The organism is Burkholderia sp. Bp9004 (assembly GCF_003858025.1).
Taxonomy (GTDB): Bacteria; Pseudomonadota; Gammaproteobacteria; order Burkholderiales; family Burkholderiaceae; genus Burkholderia; species Burkholderia diffusa.
The window spans coordinates 26484-43069 of the sequence record NZ_QTQD01000016.1; the positions used below are offsets into that span (position 1 = coordinate 26484).

The window sequence follows — 16586 nt, forward strand, 5'->3', positions numbered from 1 at the left end:
GACATCGTGCTGATTACCCGAAAACTCGAATTCGACGCGGGCCACCGCATTCCCGATCACCGCAGCCAGTGCCGGAACCTGCACGGCCATCGCTACGTGCTCGAAGTCACGCTGCGCGGCGATCTCGTCGATACCGAGGGGGCGCCCGACCGCGGCATGGTGATGGATTTCGCCGACGTGAAGGCGCTCGCGGTCGAGCACCTCGTCAACAAGTGGGATCACGCGTTCCTGGTCTACGCGCGCGACGAAGTCGTGCGCTCGTTCCTCGAGCAGATGGCCGACCACAAGACCGTCGTGCTCGACCGCATCCCGACCGTCGAGAACCTCGCGGCGATCGCATTCGACATCCTCGCGAACGTGTACGACGCGCACTACGGCGTGAACCTGCGCCTGGAACGTGTGCGTCTGTACGAAACGCCGAACTGCTGGGCCGACGTCGAGCGCCAGCCCGGCCGCTGATATTGCCCTTCCGGCAGCCTCGCCAACCGGTGCGGGCTGCCTGCCACCGTGCCGTGCGGCCTCGTCCGGCGCCGCTTTCCACCTGTTCCCACATTCCGTGTAACGCCGCGCTATGATCGTTGCGTGGCACCGGAAAACGCATCCGCGCGACCCGCGCTGTCAGATCGGCCGCCTACGTCCGACCAACGTTCAGGGCCCCGGTCCGGCGCCGCCGTGCATGGCGGCCCGGCGTGTTACGCCCGCTTTGCTTGTTGCTTGTCCCGTTCGATTGCCGTTCCGTCCAGGAGGCCGTATCGATGAGCACGCTCACCAATTCCCTCAAACAACGTCTGCACGACGGCGACGAGCCGCTGTACGGCCTGTGGCTGTCGCTCGGCAGCGATTCGGTCGCGGAAGCGCTTGCGCACGCCGGCTACGACTGGCTCTGCATCGACATGGAGCACGCGCCGAACGACAGCCGCGACGTCGCGTCGCAACTGCGCGCGCTGGCGGCGGCGCACCTGCCGAGCGAGCCCGTGGTGCGCGTGCCGGGGCGCGAGCCGTGGCTCGTGAAGCGCGCGCTCGACGCCGGCGCGCGCACGCTGATGTTCCCGTGCATCGAGACGCCCGACGAGGCCGCGCACGCCGTGCGTCTCACGCGCTTCCCGTCGCCGGATTCCCCCGACGGGCTGCGCGGCGTGGCCGGCATGGTGCGTGCGGCGGCGTTCGGCATGCGCCGCGATTACCTGCAGACGGCGAATGCGCAGGTCGCGGTGATCGTGCAGATCGAATCGGCGCGGGGCATCGATGAAGTCGAGCGGATCGCCGCGACGCCGGGCGTCGACTGCCTGTTCGTCGGCCCGGCCGATCTGGCGGCGAGCCTCGGGCATCTCGGCGACAGCCGCCACCCGGACGTCGAAACCGCGATGGCGCGCGTGCTCGCGGCCGGCAGGCAGGCCGGCGTCGCGGTCGGCATCTTCGCGAACGATACGGCAACCGCGCGCCAGTATCGCGAGGCCGGCTACCGGATGATCACGCTGTCGGCCGACGTGAGCTGGCTGCTGCGTGCGACGCGCCAGGCGCTGCAGGAGGTGCGGTCATGAACGGCAGCGACGGCGCGGAGTCCGGACGCGCGCGGCGTACGGCCGTCGTACGCGGGCGCATCGGCACGATGCTCGGGCTGTGGGCCGTGTGCGTCGCGGCGGTCGCGCAGAATGCGCCGCATGCGAAGCCGGACCCGGCGCGCGAGACGCAATCGGCGGTGGCCGACTACAACGCCGGCGACTATCGCGCGGCGCTGGTGCAGTTCCACGACGCGGCCGAACGCGGCGACCGGCTCGCGCAGTTCAACTACGCGATGATGCTGCTCACCGGCGTTGGCGTGACCGCGAACGTCGACGAAGGGCTGCGCTGGCTGAAGCGGGCGGCCGACGCGAATATGTCGCATGCGCAGTACGTGTACGGGCGGATGTTCGACGACGGCGAGTTTGTCGCGCGCAATCCGGCCGAAGCGCACCGCTGGTTCCTGCGCGCGGCGAAGCAGGGGCACGTGCAGGCCGAGCTGTCGCTCGCGAACCAGTTCCTCGACGGGCGCGGCACCCAGCGCGACAACCGGCAGGCGTTCGCGTGGTACAAGCAGGCAGCCGACGCGGGCGAGCCGACCGCGCAGTACGTGACCGCGTCGTTCTACGAGCGCGGCGGCGACGGCGTCACGCAGAACCTGAACATCGCGCGCGCGTATTACGCGGCCGCGGCCGCGCAGGGCGACGAGACGGCCGGGCTGAAATTCAAGGAGCTGAGCGCGCGCCTGAAGACGCAGGAGCCGGCCTCGGGCGCCGGCGCGGACCACGGGAACCCGCGCGCGACGCCGTAGTGAGCGGGCGGCACGCACTGCATTCGACCTGCCCGATGAAAAACGGCGCACGAGGCGCCGTTTTTCATTGCCGCGACTGCTCCGCTGGCGACTGCGTGTCGTGCGCGGCGTCAGCTCTTCATCAGCCGCCGCTGTCGCCCGACGCTCATGATCATCCCGATCGCGATGCCGAGCGTCGTGAGCGCGGTGCCGCCGTAGCTCATGAACGGCAACGGCACGCCGACGACGGGCAGCACGCCACTCACCATCCCGATGTTGACGAACGCATAGACGAAGAACGCGAGCGTGAGCGAGCCCGCGAGCAGACGGCCGAACAGCGTCGCGCCCTGCGCGGCGATGTAGAGCCCGCGCGCGATCAGCGCCATGTAGAGCGTCAGCAGCACGAGGCCGCCGACGAGCCCCCATTCCTCCGAGAACACCGCGAAGATGAAGTCGGTGTGTTTCTCCGGAATGAATTCGAGGTGGGCCTGCGTGCCCTTCAGGTAGCCCTTGCCGAGCACACCGCCCGAGCCGATCGCGATCACGGCCTGGATCGTGTGGAAGCCCTTGCCGAGCGGGTCGGAGGTCGGGTCGAGCAGCGTGCACACACGGTGCTTCTGGTAGTCGTGCATCAGCGGCCACTGCACTTCGGGCTGGCAGATGCGCTCTTCGAACACGGCGATCGAGCCGACCGCGATCACGCCCGCGACGAGCACCGGCACGATCAGCTTGAACGACAGGCCGGCGAGGTAGATCACGAAGAAGCCGGCCGCGAACACGAGCAGGCCCGTGCCGAGATCGGGCTGCTTGGCGATCAACCCGACCGGCACCATCAGGATCCCGAACGCGGCGACGAAGTCGTACCAGCGCAGCCCGCCTTCGCGGCGCTGGTAATACCACGCGAGCATCAGCGGTGTCGCGATCTTGAGGATTTCCGACGGCTGGATCACGACGCCGACGTTCAGCCAGCGCTTCGCGCCCTTCTTGGTCATCCCGAACAGCGCGACCGCGACCAGCAGCGCGACCCCGAACGAATACAGCGGGACCGCGAAGCGCATCAGGGTCGTCGGCGGAATGTTGGCGATCACCCACATCAGCACGAACGTCAGCAGGATGTTGCGCAATTGGTCCTCGACGCGGCCCGGCATGTCGATCGACGCGCTGTACAGCGTGACGATGCCGACGCACAGCAGCAGGAACACGATGAGGGCGAGCGGGCGGTCGAAGCCCGCGAACATCTGCTTGATCTTGTCGAGCCAGGCGCGCTTGTCGAATTGCATGCCTTTCTCCGTTAATGAGCGGTGCCGGCGTTCGCCGCTTTCGCGGCGGCCGGGGCACGGGAGTTGTCGTCGCGCGGCGCGGTGGCGAGCGGCTGCGCGTCGCTGGCGGGCCGGCGAGGCCGGTGCGGGCGCCGGATCGGCGGCAGGCTCGCGGCCATCGGCGCTGCTGCGCTCGCGACGGCGGGCTGCGCCGCGCTTGCCCCGGCCGCGCCCGATGCATCGGGCGCCGACGCGGCCGATGCCGCATCCGCCGCGCTGGCCGCGACCGGCACGACGGGCTGGGGAAGCGCCTTGAAGCCGGCCGCGACGGACACGGTCTTCGAGGCATCGCCGATCACCGGTGCGTTGATCGGCTCGGTCGCCGACGCAGCGGCGGCGACGGCGGCCGCCTCATTCTCCGGTTTCTGGCGATCGACGAGGTAGAAATCGAGCACGCGGCGCGCGATCGGGCCGGCGGCCTGCGCGCCCCAACCGCCGTTCTCGACGATCAGCGCGATGGCGATCTGCGGATGGTCGACCGGCGCGTACGCGATGAACAGCGCGTGGTCGCGCAAGTGCTCGGCGAGCAGGTGGCCCTTGTAGTTCGAGCCCTGCAGCGAGAACACCTGCGCGGTGCCGGTCTTGCCGGCAGCGAGGTACGGCGCGCCGCGGAACACCTTGTACGCGGTGCCGGACGGGTTCTCGATCACGTTCTCCATCCCGCGCTTCACCACGTCGATGTCGGCCTGCTTGAGCGGAATCGTTTCGCTTTCCTTCGGCACGGTCAGATGGCGCCCGCGCGTGATCGGATCCTCGACCTCCTTCACGAGGTGGGGCTTCATCACGACGCCGTTGTTCGCGAGCGTCGCGGTGGCGTGCGCGAGCTGCAGGATCGTGAACGAGTTGTAGCCCTGGCCGATCCCGAGGCTGATCGTCTCGCCGTCGAACCACTTCTGCTGCGCGGCCTTCTTGAACGCCTTTTTCTTCCAGTCGGTCGACGGCAGGATCCCGCGCGCCTCGCCCTGGATGTCGATGCCGGTGATCTGGCCGAAACCGAACGGCTTCATGAAGTTCGCGATCGCGTTCACGCCGAGGTCGCGCGCGAGCATGTAGAAGTAGGTGTCGTTCGACACCATGATCGCCTTGTTCATGTCGACCCAGCCCTGGCCCGAGCGCACGTCGTTGCGGAACGTGTGACCACCGAACGTGAAGTAGCCGGGATCCTGGAAGCCCCAGCCCGGCGAGCGCTTGCCGAGCGTCAGGCCGGCCAGCGCCATGAACGGCTTGTACGTCGAGCCGGGCGGGTAGGTGCCGTGCAGCGGGCGGTTCAGGAGCGGCTTGTCGGTGGAGTTGTTCAGCTCGTCCCAGGTCTGCTGGTCGATGCCGTCGACGAACGAATTCGGGTCGAAGCTCGGCGACGACACGAACGCGAGCACGTCGCCCGACTTCGGCTCGATCGCGACGAGCGCGCCGCGCTTGCCGGCAAACGCCTGCTCGGCGACCTGCTGCAGCCCGATGTCGAGCGACAGCACGAGGTTGTTGCCGGGCGTCGCCTGCGTGCGCGACAGCGTGCGCACGGGCCGGCCGCCGGCCGTCACCTCGACTTCCTCGAAGCCCGTGAGGCCATGCAGCTCGGTTTCGTAGCTCTGCTCGACGCCGATCTTGCCGATGTAGTCGGTGCCCTTGTAGTTGTTCGCGTCGCGACGCGGATCGTAGTGTTCCTGGTCGCTGTCGTTGTCGTCGCTTATCGCGTCGATGCGATCCTGGTCGCGCTTCGAGATCCGGCCGATGTAGCCGATCACGTGCGCGGCGGTCGTGCCGAGCGGATATTGGCGGAATAGCCGCGCGCGCACGTCGACGCCGGGGAAGCGGAAGCGCTGCGCCGTGAAGCGCGCGACTTCGGCGTCCGTGAGGCGCGTGCGGATCGGCAGGCTCTCGAAGTTCTTCGAGTCTTCCTGCAGCTTCTTGAAGCGGCGGCGGTCGCGCGCGTCGATCGGGATGATCGCGGACAGCTTGTCGATCGTGTTGTCGAGCGTGTCGTCGAGCTTCGACGGCGTGATCTCGAGCGTGTACGCCGAATAGTTTTTCGCGAGGACCACGCCGTTGCGATCGGTGATGATCCCGCGGTTCGGCACGATCGGCGCGACCGAGATGCGGTTTTCCTCGGCCTGCAGCGCGTATTTGCCGTGCTGCATCAACTGCAGGTAGAAGAAGCGGCTCGCGAGCAGCCCGAAGCAGACGAACACGAACACGCCCGCCGCCGCGACGCGCAGGCGGAACTTCGAGAGCTGCTGTTGGGTGTCGTTGAATTCGGTCATGCGGTTACGATCGATCTGGCCCGTGCGCGGCGACCACGCGCGGGCGAGGAGCCGCCCCGGAGCGCGGCGCGCGGGCGTGGGGGCGGCAGGTATTCAAGGTCGGTCCGGCTCAGATGGGGCGCGTATCGTCCGGGTCGACCGGGCGGCGTTGCGGCATCAGCAGCAGGTGGCTCGCGATCGGCCACAGCGCGGCCTCGACGAAGCCGTCCACCAGATAGCGCCAGCCGGGAAACGCGGCGCCCATCACGAGGCGGATCACGAATGGCACCAGTTGCGCGACGACGAGCAGCGGCGTGACGTACAGCACCTGCACTCCGATCGGCATCCACAGCACGCGGCGGTGGATCGTGATCGCGCCGTACGACAGCAGCGTATAGGCAAGCGCGTGCTCGCCGAGCAGCCCCGCGTCATGCACGTCCATCAGGATGCCGAGCGCGAACGCGACACCCATCCCGACCTTGCGCGGCTGGTGGATGTTCCAGAACAGCAGCACGAGCGCGACGAAGTCGGGCACGCCCGGCAGGCGGCCCCACGGCATCAGGTTCAGCAGGAACGCGGCGGCGAGACTGAAGACGATGAAATACGGGTTGACCGGCTGCAGGATGTATTGCGGGCGGTTCATCGCTGGGCTCCTGGTTGCCCGGCCGCGGGCTTCGCGGGCGCGACGGCGGGCTTGGCCGAAGCGACGGGTGACGACGGCGCGGGTTGCGCGCCGGGCGCGGCCGCGGCGGCCGCCTTCGCGTTCGCGTCGGCCTTTTCTGCCTTCTCGCCCTTCGCGGCGGCCTTGGCGCCCTTCTTGCCCTTCGCGTTCTTCTCGGCGGCCGGGTCGGGCTCGACCGGGCGCGGCGGGACGTCGTTCTGGTAGTGCAGCACGAGCATCTGGCGCGCGCCGCGCACGGCGGCGACCGGCGCGCAGGTCACGCGCGCGAATGCGGTATCGGCGAGCTTGTCGACGCGCACGACCTTCGCGACCGGCAGGCCCGGCGGGTACACGCCGTCGAGGCCGCTCGTGACGAGTTCGTCGCCGGCGACGAGGTCCGAGCTCGTCGGCACGAAGCGCAGGTCGAGCGAATCGCCCTTCGGCGTCCCGTAGATCACGCTGCGCAGGCCGGTGCGCAGCACCTGCACGGGTATCGCGAGATCGCGGTCGGTGATCAGCGTGACTTCGGCCTGCAGCGGGAACACGCGCGTGATCTGACCGATCACGCCGTCCTCGCTGACGACCGGTGCGCCGTTCTGGATGCCTTGCTGCGAACCTTGCCCGATCACGATCTTCTGCGTGAACGGGTCGCTGGTGTCGTACTGGATTTCGACGGGCGTCGATTGCGTCGCGATGTGCTGGCGTAGCTCGAGCACCGCGCGCAGGTGCATGTTTTCCTGCGTGAGCACCGCGGCCTGGTTGGCCTGCGTGGACAGCTGCAGGTTGCGCTTGCGCAGCGCGTCGTTCTCGTGGCGCAGCGATGCACCCGTGACGGCGATGTCGGCCGCGCCCATGAACAAGTCACGCGGCACGAGCGCCGCGCGCTGCAGCGGGTACAGCACGGTGCCCAGCACGCCGCGGACGATTTCGAGCGTGCTGAAGCGCGCGTCCGACACGAGGAGCGCGATGGCGAGGGCGACGAAGAAGATGAGCCGCGCGAGCGCGGGCGGACCTTGCTTGAAGAGGGGCGGCGGACTGTATTCCATGGTCGGCGCCGGGCGCGTGGGATCGGTTAAATAATGCTCAGACGCGCAAACGGCGTGGCGGTTCGTTCTGAACGAGCGATCCGGCCACGCCGCGGGTGCGTCATATCAAACGGGACTGCTTAGGCGATCACTCGTACGAGAAGATGCTGCCCAGCTTGTCCATGCGCTCGAGCGCCATGCCCGAACCGCGTACGACGCAGGTGAGCGGATCTTCGGCGACGAGCACCGGCAGGCCGGTTTCTTCCGCGAGCAGGCGATCGAGGTCGCGCAGCAGCGCACCGCCGCCCGTGAGCATCATCCCGCGCTCGGCGATGTCGGCGCCGAGTTCCGGCGGCGTCTGCTCGAGCGCGATCTTCACCGACGACACGATCTGGTTCAGCGGATCGGTCAGTGCTTCGAGGATTTCGTTGCTGGAGATCGTGAAGCTGCGCGGAATGCCTTCCGACAGGTTGCGGCCCTTCACTTCCATTTCCTTGACTTCGGAGCCCGGGAACGCGGAGCCGATTTCCTTCTTGATCGCCTCGGCCGTCTGCTCGCCGATCAGCATCCCGTAGTTGCGGCGGATGTAGTTGACGATCGCCTCGTCGAACTTGTCGCCGCCGACGCGCACCGAGCCCTTGTACACGATGCCGCCAAGCGAGATCACGCCGACTTCCGTCGTGCCGCCGCCGATGTCGACGACCATCGAGCCCGTGGCTTCCGACACCGGCAGGCCCGCGCCGATCGCAGCCGCCATCGGCTCCTCGATCAGGTAGACCTGCGACGCGCCGGCGCCGTGCGCGGCTTCCTTGATCGCGCGACGCTCGACCTGGGTCGAGCCGCACGGCACGCAGATGATGATGCGCGGCGACGGCGAGAACATGCGCGACTCGTGCGCCGTCTTGATGAACTGCTTGATCATCTGCTCGGTGACGGTGAAGTCGGCGATCACGCCGTCCTTCATCGGGCGGATCGCCTCGATGTTGCCCGGCACCTTGCCGAGCATCTGCTTGGCTTCCTTGCCGACCGCCTGGATCGTCTTCTTGCCGTTGGGGCCGCCTTCCTGGCGAATCGACACGACGGACGGCTCATCGAGCACGATGCCCTTGCCGCGCATGTAGATCAGGGTGTTTGCGGTGCCGAGGTCGATCGCCAGATCGTTGGAGAAGTAGCTGCGCAAAAAACCGAACATTCAGAATCCTGTTTCGCTCTGGGCCGGCCCTGCATAGCGAACGCTGAGGGCGGCAGCGGAAAAAATAACAGCCTCGGGAAGCGTGGCGGAAGCGGCCGCCGCGGCGCACGAAGCTGCGAGTGATGGCTACCGGGGATCGCACGAAGCACGCACGGCTTGCCGAAGCGGGGCGAAACGGTGCGGGAAAAGGCTGCCGGGTTTGGGTCGAACGCGTAATGATACCTTATAATTTCTCGGTATTTGAATCGAAACGGACGGTATTTTTGCCGCTTCGGCCCTGATTTTTGAGGGTGGGATCGCACCCTCCAACCCCCCGCCGCAGCGCGGTTTTCATGCGCTGCGCAGCCTTGTTTTTCCGGTGATCGCATGGCCCTGACCCTGACCGATGTGAAACGCATCGCGCACCTGGCGCGACTCGAAATGGCCGACGCCGACGCCGAGCATACGCTCGGCCAGCTCAATGAATTCTTCGGCCTCGTCGAGCAGATGCAGGCGGTCGACACCGCCGGCATCGCGCCGCTCGCCCACCCGATCGAACAGATCCAGGAAGTCGCGCAGCGCCTGCGCGACGACGCCGTGACGGAAGTCGTCAATCGCGACGACAACCAGCGTCCGGCGCCGGCCGTCCAGGACGGCCTCTATCTCGTGCCGAAGGTGATCGAGTAAGCATTCGATGACAAGCGCGCCGCCTTCGCGCCGCGCGCCACCCAGAATTCCCAGGAAAACCACTCAATGCACGCAAAAAGCCTGACCGAACTGCGCGCCGCGCTCGCCGCCAAGGAATGCTCGGCCGTCGAGCTCGCGCAGCTCTACCTGAAACGGATCGACGCGGCACGCGACCTGAACGCGTTCGTCCATGTCGACGCCGACCTCACCCTCGCGCAGGCGAAGGCCGCCGACGCCGAACTCGCGCGCGGCGCGGGCGGCGCGCTGACCGGCCTGCCGATCGCGCACAAGGACGTGTTCGTCACGCGTGGCTGGCGCTCGACCGCCGGCTCGAAGATGCTCGCGAACTACGAAAGCCCGTTCGACGCGACCGTCGTCGCCCGCCTGCAGGCGGCCGGCATGGTCACGCTCGGCAAGACCAACATGGACGAGTTCGCGATGGGCTCGTCCAACGAGAATTCGGCGTTCGGCGCGGTGAAGAACCCGTGGGACACGAACGCCGTGCCGGGCGGCAGCTCGGGCGGCAGCTCGGCCGCCGTCGCCGCGCGCCTCGCGCCGGCCGCGACCGGCACCGACACCGGCGGCTCGATCCGCCAGCCCGCGTCGTTCGCGGGCGTGACGGGCATCAAGCCGACCTACGGCCGCGTGTCGCGCTACGGGATGATCGCGTTCGCGTCGTCGCTCGACCAGGGCGGCCCGATGGCGCAGAGCGCGTCCGACTGCGCGCTGCTGCTGAACGCGATGGCCGGCTTCGACGAGCGCGACTCGACGAGCCTCGAGCGCGACGATGAAGACTTCACGCGCCACCTCGGCCAGCCGTGGGCGCCGGGCAACGATGCGGGCAAGCCGCTCGCGGGCCTGCGCATCGGCCTGCCGAAGGAATACTTCGGCGACGGCCTCGCCGACGACGTGCGCGCGTCGATCGACGCGGCGCTCAAGCAATACGAGGCGCTCGGCGCAACACTCGTGCCGGTGTCGCTGCCGAAGACGGAACTGTCGATCCCCGTGTATTACGTGATCGCGCCGGCCGAGGCGTCGTCGAACCTGTCGCGTTTCGACGGCGTGCGCTTCGGCCACCGCGCCGCGCAGTACGGCGACCTGCTCGACATGTACAAGAAGTCGCGCGCCGAAGGCTTCGGCCCCGAGGTGAAGCGCCGGATCCTGGTCGGCACCTACGTGCTGTCGCACGGCTACTACGACGCGTACTACCTGCAGGCGCAGAAGATCCGCCGCATCATCGCGAACGATTTCCAGGAGGCGTTCAAGTCCTGCGACGTGATCATGGGCCCGGCGTCGCCGACGGTCGCATGGGATCTCGGCGCGAAGGGCGACGATCCGGTGCAGATGTATCTCGCGGATATCTACACGCTGTCGGTGAGCCTCGCAGGCCTGCCCGGCATGAGCGTGCCGTGCGGCTTCGGCGCCGGCGCGAACGCGAAGCGCCCGGTCGGTCTGCAGATCATCGGCAACTATTTCAACGAAGCCCGGATGCTGCAGGTCGCCGACGCGTTCCAGCGCGCGACCGACTGGCACAAGCAAGTTCCGGCGGGGGTGTAAGCATATGACTCAATGGGAAGTCGTCATCGGTCTCGAGACGCACGCGCAACTGTCGACCGTCTCGAAGATTTTCTCCGGCGCGTCGACGCAGTTCGGCGCCGAGCCGAACACGCAGGCCTGCCCGGTCGACCTGGCGCTGCCGGGCGTGCTGCCGGTGCTGAACCGCGGCGCGGTCGAACGCGCGATCCGCTTCGGCCTCGCGATCGGCTCGACCATCGCGCCGCGCAGCATCTTCGCGCGCAAGAATTATTTCTACCCCGATCTGCCGAAGGGCTATCAGATCAGCCAGTACGAGATTCCGGTCGTGCAGGGCGGCTCGATCACGATCCAGGTGCCCGCCAACGAAAAGGCCGGCAAGGAAGCGTACGAGAAGACGGTCAACCTGACCCGCGCGCACCTCGAGGAAGACGCGGGCAAGTCGCTGCACGAAGACTTCGCCGGTATGACGGGGATCGACCTGAACCGCGCGGGCACGCCGCTGCTCGAGATCGTCACCGAGCCGGAAATGCGTAGCGCGGCCGAGGCCGTGGCCTATGCGAAGGCGCTGCACGCGCTCGTCGTGTGGCTCGGCATCTGCGACGGCAACATGCAGGAAGGCTCGTTCCGCTGCGACGCGAACGTGTCGGTGCGGCCGGTCGGCCAGGAGAAGTTCGGCACGCGCGCCGAGATCAAGAACCTGAACTCGTTCCGGTTCCTCGAGGAAGCGATCAACTACGAAGTGCGCCGCCAGATCGAGCTGATCGAGGACGGCGGCGAAGTCGTGCAGGAAACGCGCCTCTACGATCCGGACAAGCGCGAGACGCGTTCGATGCGCAGCAAGGAAGACGCGCACGACTACCGCTACTTCCCCGATCCCGACCTGATGCCGCTCGTGATCGGCCAGGACTGGATCGAACGCGTGCAGTCCGGGATGCCCGAGCTGCCGGCCGCGATGCAGCAGCGCTTCGTCGAGCAGTACGGCGTGTCCGCGTACGACGCGGGCGTGCTGACGTCGAGCAAGGCGATGGCCGCGTATTTCGAGGCCGTGGTCGCAAAGGCCGGCGCGGCGAACGCGAAGATCGCCGCGAACTGGCTGATGGGCGACGTATCGTCGCAGCTGAACCGCGACGGCATCGAGATCGACGCGATTCCGGTATCGGCGGCCCAGCTCGCGCTCGTGCTGCAGCGCATCGCCGACGGCACGATCTCGAACAAGATCGCGAAGGAAATCTTCTCGACGATCTGGGACGAGAAGGCGACCGACGACGGCGCGGCCGACCGCATCATCGATGCGAAGGGGCTGAAGCAGATCTCCGACACCGGCGCGCTGGAGGCGATCATCGACGAGGTGCTCGCGGCGAACGCGAAGTCGGTCGAGGAATTCCGCGCGGGCAAGGAAAAGGCGTTCAACGCGCTGATCGGCCAGGCGATGAAGGCGACCAAGGGCAAGGCCAATCCGCAGCAGGTCAACGAGTTGCTGAAGAAGAAGCTCGGCTGAGCATGGCCGCGCGCCTGAACCGCGCCTGACGACGGGCCGCCGCCGAACCTGTTCGGGGCGGCCCGTCGTTTTGGTGCATGCGTTATCGTGTGCGCGTGTGCCTTGCACCGTCCAACGGAGGAACGAATGGCGAAACAACCGTCGCTCGACGATTTCCGCGTGCCGTACAGCACGCGCGAGAAGGAAGCCGCCGCATTCACGCTCGATGCGTTCGACCCGGCTGCGAAGCCGTTCTCGTCGGGGTCGAAGGATGCCGACCGCGAACGGCTGTCGGCCGTGTCGATCGAGCTCGACGTGCAGCAGGAACGTCTGCACACGCAGCAGAAGAAGCGCGTGCTGCTCGTGCTGCAGGGGATGGATACCAGCGGCAAGGACGGCACCGTGCGCGCCGTGTTCCGCGAGGTCGATCCGCTCGGCCTGCGCGTCGTGTCGTTCAAGGCGCCGACGCCGATCGAAGCCGCGCACGACTTCCTGTGGCGCGTGCATGCGCAGGTGCCGGCCGCGGGCGAGCTCGCGATCTTCAACCGCAGCCACTATGAAGACGTGCTCGTGCCGCGCGTGCTCGACGCGATCGACAGCAAGGAGTGCGAGCGCCGCTACCGGCAGATCCGCGATTTCGAGACGATGCTGGTCGAGAACGGCACGACCATCATCAAGTGCTTCCTGCACATCTCGAAGGACGAACAGCGCGCGCGGCTGCAGGCGCGTATCGACGATCCGACCAAGCACTGGAAGTTCGACATCTCCGATCTCGACGCGCGCAAGCGCTGGGACGCATATCAGTCCGCGTACCGCGACACGCTCGCCGCGACGTCGGCCGAGCATGCGCCGTGGTACGTGATCCCGGCGGACTCGAAGACGCACCGCAACGTGATGATCGCCGAGCTGCTGCTGCGCACGATGACCGACATGAAGCTGGAATTCCCGCTGCCGAAGCCCGAGCTCGAAGGCGTGAAGATCCGCTAGCCTGCGATCCTGTAACAACATCGAACTGAACTGAACAACGGAACCCGACATGATGCGAGTGATTACCGCCAACCTGAACGGCATCCGCTCCGCCGCGAAGAAGGGCTTCTTCGAATGGCTCGGCGAACAGAACGCCGATTGCGTGTGCGTGCAGGAAATCAAGGTATCGGCCGACGACCTGCCGGCCGAATTCGTCGAGCCGCACGGCTTCAGGAGCTACTTCCACCACGCCGAGAAGAAGGGCTACAGCGGCGCGGGCGTGTACAGCCGCCACGAGCCCGATGACGTGATCATCGGCTTCGGCAGCAGCGAATTCGATTCCGAGGGGCGCTACGTCGAGGCGCGCTACGGCAAGCTGTCGGTCGTGTCGGTGTACGTGCCGTCCGGCTCGAGCGGCGAAGAGCGCCAGCAGGCGAAGTACCGCTTCATGGACGAATTCATGCCGCACCTCGCCGAGCTGAAGAAGAAGCGCGAGGTGATCCTGTGCGGCGACGTGAACATCGTCCATAAGGAAATCGACATCAAGAACTGGAAGAGCAACCAGAAGAACTCGGGCTGCCTGCCGGAAGAGCGCGAGTGGCTCACGAAGCTGTTCGACGATGTCGGCTATGTCGACGTGTTCCGCACGCTCGACCAGCGCCCCGAGCAGTACACGTGGTGGAGCAACCGCGGCCAGGCGTATGCGAAGAACGTCGGGTGGCGGATCGACTACCAGATCGCGACGCCCGGCGTGGCCGGTACCGCGAAAAGCACGTCGATCTTCAAGGACATCAAGTTCAGCGATCACGCGCCGCTGACGGTGGATTACGACTACAAGAAGTGATCGTCGGCGCGCCGCCACGCGCGTAGCCGTCGGGCCGTCCGGTCGCCGGATGCAGAACGGGCCGCATGTCGAACATGCGGCCCGTTTCGTTTGGCGCGCGGCTTACTGCTTGATCGACGCCATGTCGATCACGAACCGGTACTTCACGTCGCTCTTCAGCATCCGCTCGTAAGCGGTGTTGATCTGCTGCATCGGAATCGTTTCGATATCCGACGTGATGCCATGCTTCGCGCAGAAATCGAGCATTTCCTGCGTCTCCGCGATCCCGCCGATCAGCGAGCCCGCGAGGCGGCGGCGCTTGAAGATCAGGTTGAACACCTGCGGCGACGGATGGTCGTGCTCCGGCGCGCCCACGAGCGTCATCGTGCCGTCGCGCTTCAGCAGGTGCAGGAACGGGTTCAGGTCGTGCTGCGCGGCGACCGTGTTCAGGATGAAATCGAAGCTGTTCAGGTGCGCGTTCATCTGCGCCTCGTCCTTCGAGATCACCACTTCATGCGCGCCGACGCGCTTGCCGTCCTCGATCTTCGACGGCGATGTCGTGAACAGCACGACGTGCGCGCCCATCGCGCGCGCGAGTTTCACGCCCATGTGGCCAAGCCCGCCGAGGCCGACGATCCCGACCTTCTTGCCGGGGCCGACGTTCCACTGGCGCAGCGGCGAATAGGTCGTGATCCCCGCGCACAGCAGCGGCGCGGCGCCGGCCGGGTCGAGCGTCTCGGGCACGCGCAGCACGAATGCCTCGTCGACGACGAGCTGCGTCGAATAGCCGCCGTACGTGACATCGCCGGTCACGCGATCCTGGCCGTTGTAGGTGCCGACGAAGCCGTTCTCGCAATACTGCTCGAGGCCTTCCGCGCAGCTGGGGCAGGTGCGGCACGAATCGACGAGACAGCCGACGCCGACCAGCTCGCCGACCTTGAAGCGCGACACCTGCGGGCCGGTCGCGGTCACGCGGCCGACGATTTCATGGCCCGGCACGACCGGGTAGATCGTGTTGCGCCATTCGTTGCGGGCCTGATGCAGGTCCGAGTGGCAGACGCCGCAGTAGAGCACCTCGATCTGGACGTCGAGGTCGCGCAGCGCGCGGCGCTGGAATTCGAACGGGGCGAGCGGTGACTGCGCGTCGGTCGCCGCGTAAGCGTAGGTTGTGCTCATGCAGGGGCTCCTTGTCCGGGAAAACATCCGGCGAATCAGACTGCCGCCGCGTCATGTGGCGACGCGGCGAGACAGGTGCCCATCGTAAGGAGCGAGCCGCGTCGGCGAAATACACGAAGGTCTCGAAGATTTGCCTATTCCTCTCGAATTGCGCGCGAACGGCCGTAAAAATGCTTTCAAGGTGCTACATTGCGAGCCTGATTCTCTTGCAGGACAGGATGACGCCGATGAGCTTCCAGCCCCTTTCAGACGACGCGGGCGACCGTGTGCGGCGCCGCATGATCGAGCTGCATTCGCGTCTCGCACCGAACGACGGCGATACGCTGGCGGCGCTCGACGGCGTGCGCTTCATCCGCGTGAGCCGTCCGGTGCCGCGCATGCCGGTGCTGTACGAGCCGAGCATCATCGTCGTGTGCCAGGGTCGCAAGCTCGGCTATCTCGGCGATCGCTCGTTCGTCTACGACGCGCAGCAGTATCTCGTGCTGTCGGTGCCGCTGCCGTTCGAATGCGAGACCTTTGCGAGCATGGACGAGCCGTTTCTCGCGATCTCGATCCGCGTCGATCTCGCGGTGATCGCCGAGCTCGCGATCCTGCTCGACGAGACGCTCGGTGCGGCGGTCGGCGAGCCGCACGGCGTCTGTTCGACGCCGCTCGATGCGCCGCTCGCCGACGCGGTGGTGCGGCTGCTCGAAGTGCTCGCGTCGCCGCACGACACGTGCGTGCTCGGGCCGGCGATCATGCGCGAGATCGCGTATCGCGTGCTGACGGGCGCGCAGGGCGACGCGATTCGCGCGGCGCTCGTTCAGCAACATCATTTCGGCCGCATCGCGAAGGCGCTCCGGCGCATCCATGCGGACCTGAAGGCCGATCTCGACGTCGAGACGCTCGCGCGCGAGGCCGGGATGAGCCTTGCGGTGTTTCACGCGCAGTTCAAGCACGTGACGGCGACGTCACCGATGCAATACGTGAAGGCCGCGCGCCTGCACCAGGCGCGGTTGATGATGGTGCAGGACGGTCTCGGGGCAGGTGCCGCCGCGGCGCGGGTCGGCTATGCGAGCGCGTCGCAGTTCAGCCGGGAGTTCAAGCGGCTGTTCGGCCGCAGCCCGGGAGACGACGTGCGCTGGATGCGCGAAAGCGGCAGCCGGCCCGTCGAGTCGGAAGTCGGCGCGTAGCGCCCGGCCTCATACGCCGCTGACGCGCGCCGGCGATGCGCGGCGG

At 67.2% G+C, this 16586-nt stretch carries 15 protein-coding genes; 9 read left to right on the plus strand and 6 right to left on the minus strand.

The window, feature by feature from the left end; translation table 11 throughout:
* Positions 1 to 6: 6 nt before the first annotated feature.
* From queD to DIE08_RS18465, 3 genes are all read left to right on the plus strand, one after another.
* Positions 7 to 459, plus strand: coding sequence for a 6-carboxytetrahydropterin synthase QueD (gene queD, locus DIE08_RS18455; RefSeq protein ID WP_044847357.1), 453 nt, complete (start codon positions 7 to 9; stop codon positions 457 to 459).
* Between the two features lie 296 nt (positions 460 to 755).
* Positions 756 to 1541: an HpcH/HpaI aldolase/citrate lyase family protein gene (locus DIE08_RS18460; RefSeq protein WP_124902894.1), complete on the plus strand. Its 786-nt coding sequence runs from the start codon at positions 756 to 758 to the stop codon at positions 1539 to 1541.
* Positions 1538 to 2311: a tetratricopeptide repeat protein gene (locus tag DIE08_RS18465; RefSeq protein ID WP_124902896.1), complete on the plus strand. Its 774-nt coding sequence runs from the start codon at positions 1538 to 1540 to the stop codon at positions 2309 to 2311. Before DIE08_RS18460 ends, DIE08_RS18465 begins: the two co-directional genes overlap by 4 nt.
* Before the next feature lie 110 nt (positions 2312 to 2421).
* Here the strand turns inward: DIE08_RS18465 and rodA are convergent, their stop codons facing one another.
* From rodA to DIE08_RS18490, 5 genes are all read right to left on the minus strand, one after another.
* Positions 2422 to 3570: a rod shape-determining protein RodA gene (rodA, locus tag DIE08_RS18470; RefSeq protein WP_059448422.1), complete on the minus strand. Its 1149-nt coding sequence runs from the start codon at positions 3568 to 3570 to the stop codon at positions 2422 to 2424.
* An 11-nt stretch (positions 3571 to 3581) separates the two neighbouring features.
* Positions 3582 to 5867 carry a penicillin-binding protein 2 gene (gene mrdA, locus DIE08_RS18475; protein WP_124902898.1) on the minus strand — a complete coding sequence of 762 codons (2286 nt, stop codon included), beginning with the start codon at positions 5865 to 5867 and terminating at the stop codon, positions 3582 to 3584.
* 109 nt (positions 5868 to 5976) lie between these two features.
* Positions 5977 to 6489, minus strand: a complete 513-nt coding sequence (gene mreD, locus DIE08_RS18480) for a rod shape-determining protein MreD (RefSeq protein ID WP_009687274.1) — start codon at positions 6487 to 6489, stop codon at positions 5977 to 5979.
* A complete protein-coding gene (gene mreC / locus DIE08_RS18485) occupies positions 6486 to 7553 on the minus strand; it encodes a rod shape-determining protein MreC (RefSeq protein ID WP_124902900.1) in 1068 nt (355 codons plus the stop codon). Before mreC ends, mreD begins: the two co-directional genes overlap by 4 nt.
* Positions 7554 to 7680: 127 nt before the next feature.
* Complete coding sequence (locus tag DIE08_RS18490; protein ID WP_004189550.1) at positions 7681 to 8724, minus strand: rod shape-determining protein; 1044 nt, start codon at positions 8722 to 8724, stop codon at positions 7681 to 7683.
* A 366-nt stretch (positions 8725 to 9090) separates the two neighbouring features.
* Between DIE08_RS18490 and gatC the strand changes: the two genes are divergently transcribed.
* From gatC to DIE08_RS18515, 5 genes are all read left to right on the plus strand, one after another.
* Positions 9091 to 9390, plus strand: coding sequence for an Asp-tRNA(Asn)/Glu-tRNA(Gln) amidotransferase subunit GatC (gene gatC / locus DIE08_RS18495; protein ID WP_006407213.1), 300 nt, complete (start codon positions 9091 to 9093; stop codon positions 9388 to 9390).
* Positions 9391 to 9456: 66 nt separating this feature from the next.
* Entirely contained in the window at positions 9457 to 10947 is a 1491-nt protein-coding gene (gene gatA / locus DIE08_RS18500; protein WP_124902902.1) for an Asp-tRNA(Asn)/Glu-tRNA(Gln) amidotransferase subunit GatA, read from the plus strand.
* 4 nt (positions 10948 to 10951) lie between these two features.
* Positions 10952 to 12424 (plus strand): Asp-tRNA(Asn)/Glu-tRNA(Gln) amidotransferase subunit GatB, encoded by a 1473-nt coding sequence (gene gatB, locus DIE08_RS18505; protein WP_059678975.1) that lies wholly within the window; start codon positions 10952 to 10954, stop codon positions 12422 to 12424.
* Positions 12425 to 12550: 126 nt separating this feature from the next.
* Complete coding sequence (locus DIE08_RS18510) at positions 12551 to 13390, plus strand: polyphosphate kinase 2 family protein (RefSeq protein ID WP_124902904.1); 840 nt, start codon at positions 12551 to 12553, stop codon at positions 13388 to 13390.
* Between the two features lie 49 nt (positions 13391 to 13439).
* Positions 13440 to 14213 (plus strand): exodeoxyribonuclease III, encoded by a 774-nt coding sequence (locus tag DIE08_RS18515; RefSeq protein WP_059607486.1) that lies wholly within the window; start codon positions 13440 to 13442, stop codon positions 14211 to 14213.
* A gap of 102 nt (positions 14214 to 14315) precedes the next feature.
* On the opposite strand, the gene DIE08_RS18520 is transcribed toward DIE08_RS18515, so the two are convergent.
* Complete coding sequence (locus DIE08_RS18520) at positions 14316 to 15368, minus strand: NAD(P)-dependent alcohol dehydrogenase (protein ID WP_059607484.1); 1053 nt, start codon at positions 15366 to 15368, stop codon at positions 14316 to 14318.
* A 227-nt stretch (positions 15369 to 15595) separates the two neighbouring features.
* Here DIE08_RS18520 and DIE08_RS18525 point away from each other — a divergent pair, with 227 nt between their 5' ends.
* A complete protein-coding gene (locus DIE08_RS18525; protein WP_124902906.1) occupies positions 15596 to 16540 on the plus strand; it encodes an AraC family transcriptional regulator in 945 nt (314 codons plus the stop codon).
* The last annotated feature ends 46 nt before the right edge of the window (positions 16541 to 16586 follow it).

Coding starts and splice junctions, on each gene's coding strand:
- gatB (WP_059678975.1), top strand. CDS start 10,952: ATGACTCAATGGGAAGTCGTCATCGGTCTCGAGACGCACGCGCAACTG.
- DIE08_RS18510 (WP_124902904.1), top strand. CDS start 12,551: ATGGCGAAACAACCGTCGCTCGACGATTTCCGCGTGCCGTACAGCACG.
- mreC (WP_124902900.1), bottom strand. CDS start 7,553: ATGGAATACAGTCCGCCGCCCCTCTTCAAGCAAGGTCCGCCCGCGCTC.
- rodA (WP_059448422.1), bottom strand. CDS start 3,570: ATGCAATTCGACAAGCGCGCCTGGCTCGACAAGATCAAGCAGATGTTC.
- DIE08_RS18525 (WP_124902906.1), top strand. CDS start 15,596: ATGAGCTTCCAGCCCCTTTCAGACGACGCGGGCGACCGTGTGCGGCGC.
- gatA (WP_124902902.1), top strand. CDS start 9,457: ATGCACGCAAAAAGCCTGACCGAACTGCGCGCCGCGCTCGCCGCCAAG.
- DIE08_RS18490 (WP_004189550.1), bottom strand. CDS start 8,724: ATGTTCGGTTTTTTGCGCAGCTACTTCTCCAACGATCTGGCGATCGAC.
- DIE08_RS18465 (WP_124902896.1), top strand. CDS start 1,538: ATGAACGGCAGCGACGGCGCGGAGTCCGGACGCGCGCGGCGTACGGCC.
- mreD (WP_009687274.1), bottom strand. CDS start 6,489: ATGAACCGCCCGCAATACATCCTGCAGCCGGTCAACCCGTATTTCATC.
- DIE08_RS18460 (WP_124902894.1), top strand. CDS start 756: ATGAGCACGCTCACCAATTCCCTCAAACAACGTCTGCACGACGGCGAC.
- DIE08_RS18515 (WP_059607486.1), top strand. CDS start 13,440: ATGATGCGAGTGATTACCGCCAACCTGAACGGCATCCGCTCCGCCGCG.
- gatC (WP_006407213.1), top strand. CDS start 9,091: ATGGCCCTGACCCTGACCGATGTGAAACGCATCGCGCACCTGGCGCGA.
- DIE08_RS18520 (WP_059607484.1), bottom strand. CDS start 15,368: ATGAGCACAACCTACGCTTACGCGGCGACCGACGCGCAGTCACCGCTC.
- mrdA (WP_124902898.1), bottom strand. CDS start 5,867: ATGACCGAATTCAACGACACCCAACAGCAGCTCTCGAAGTTCCGCCTG.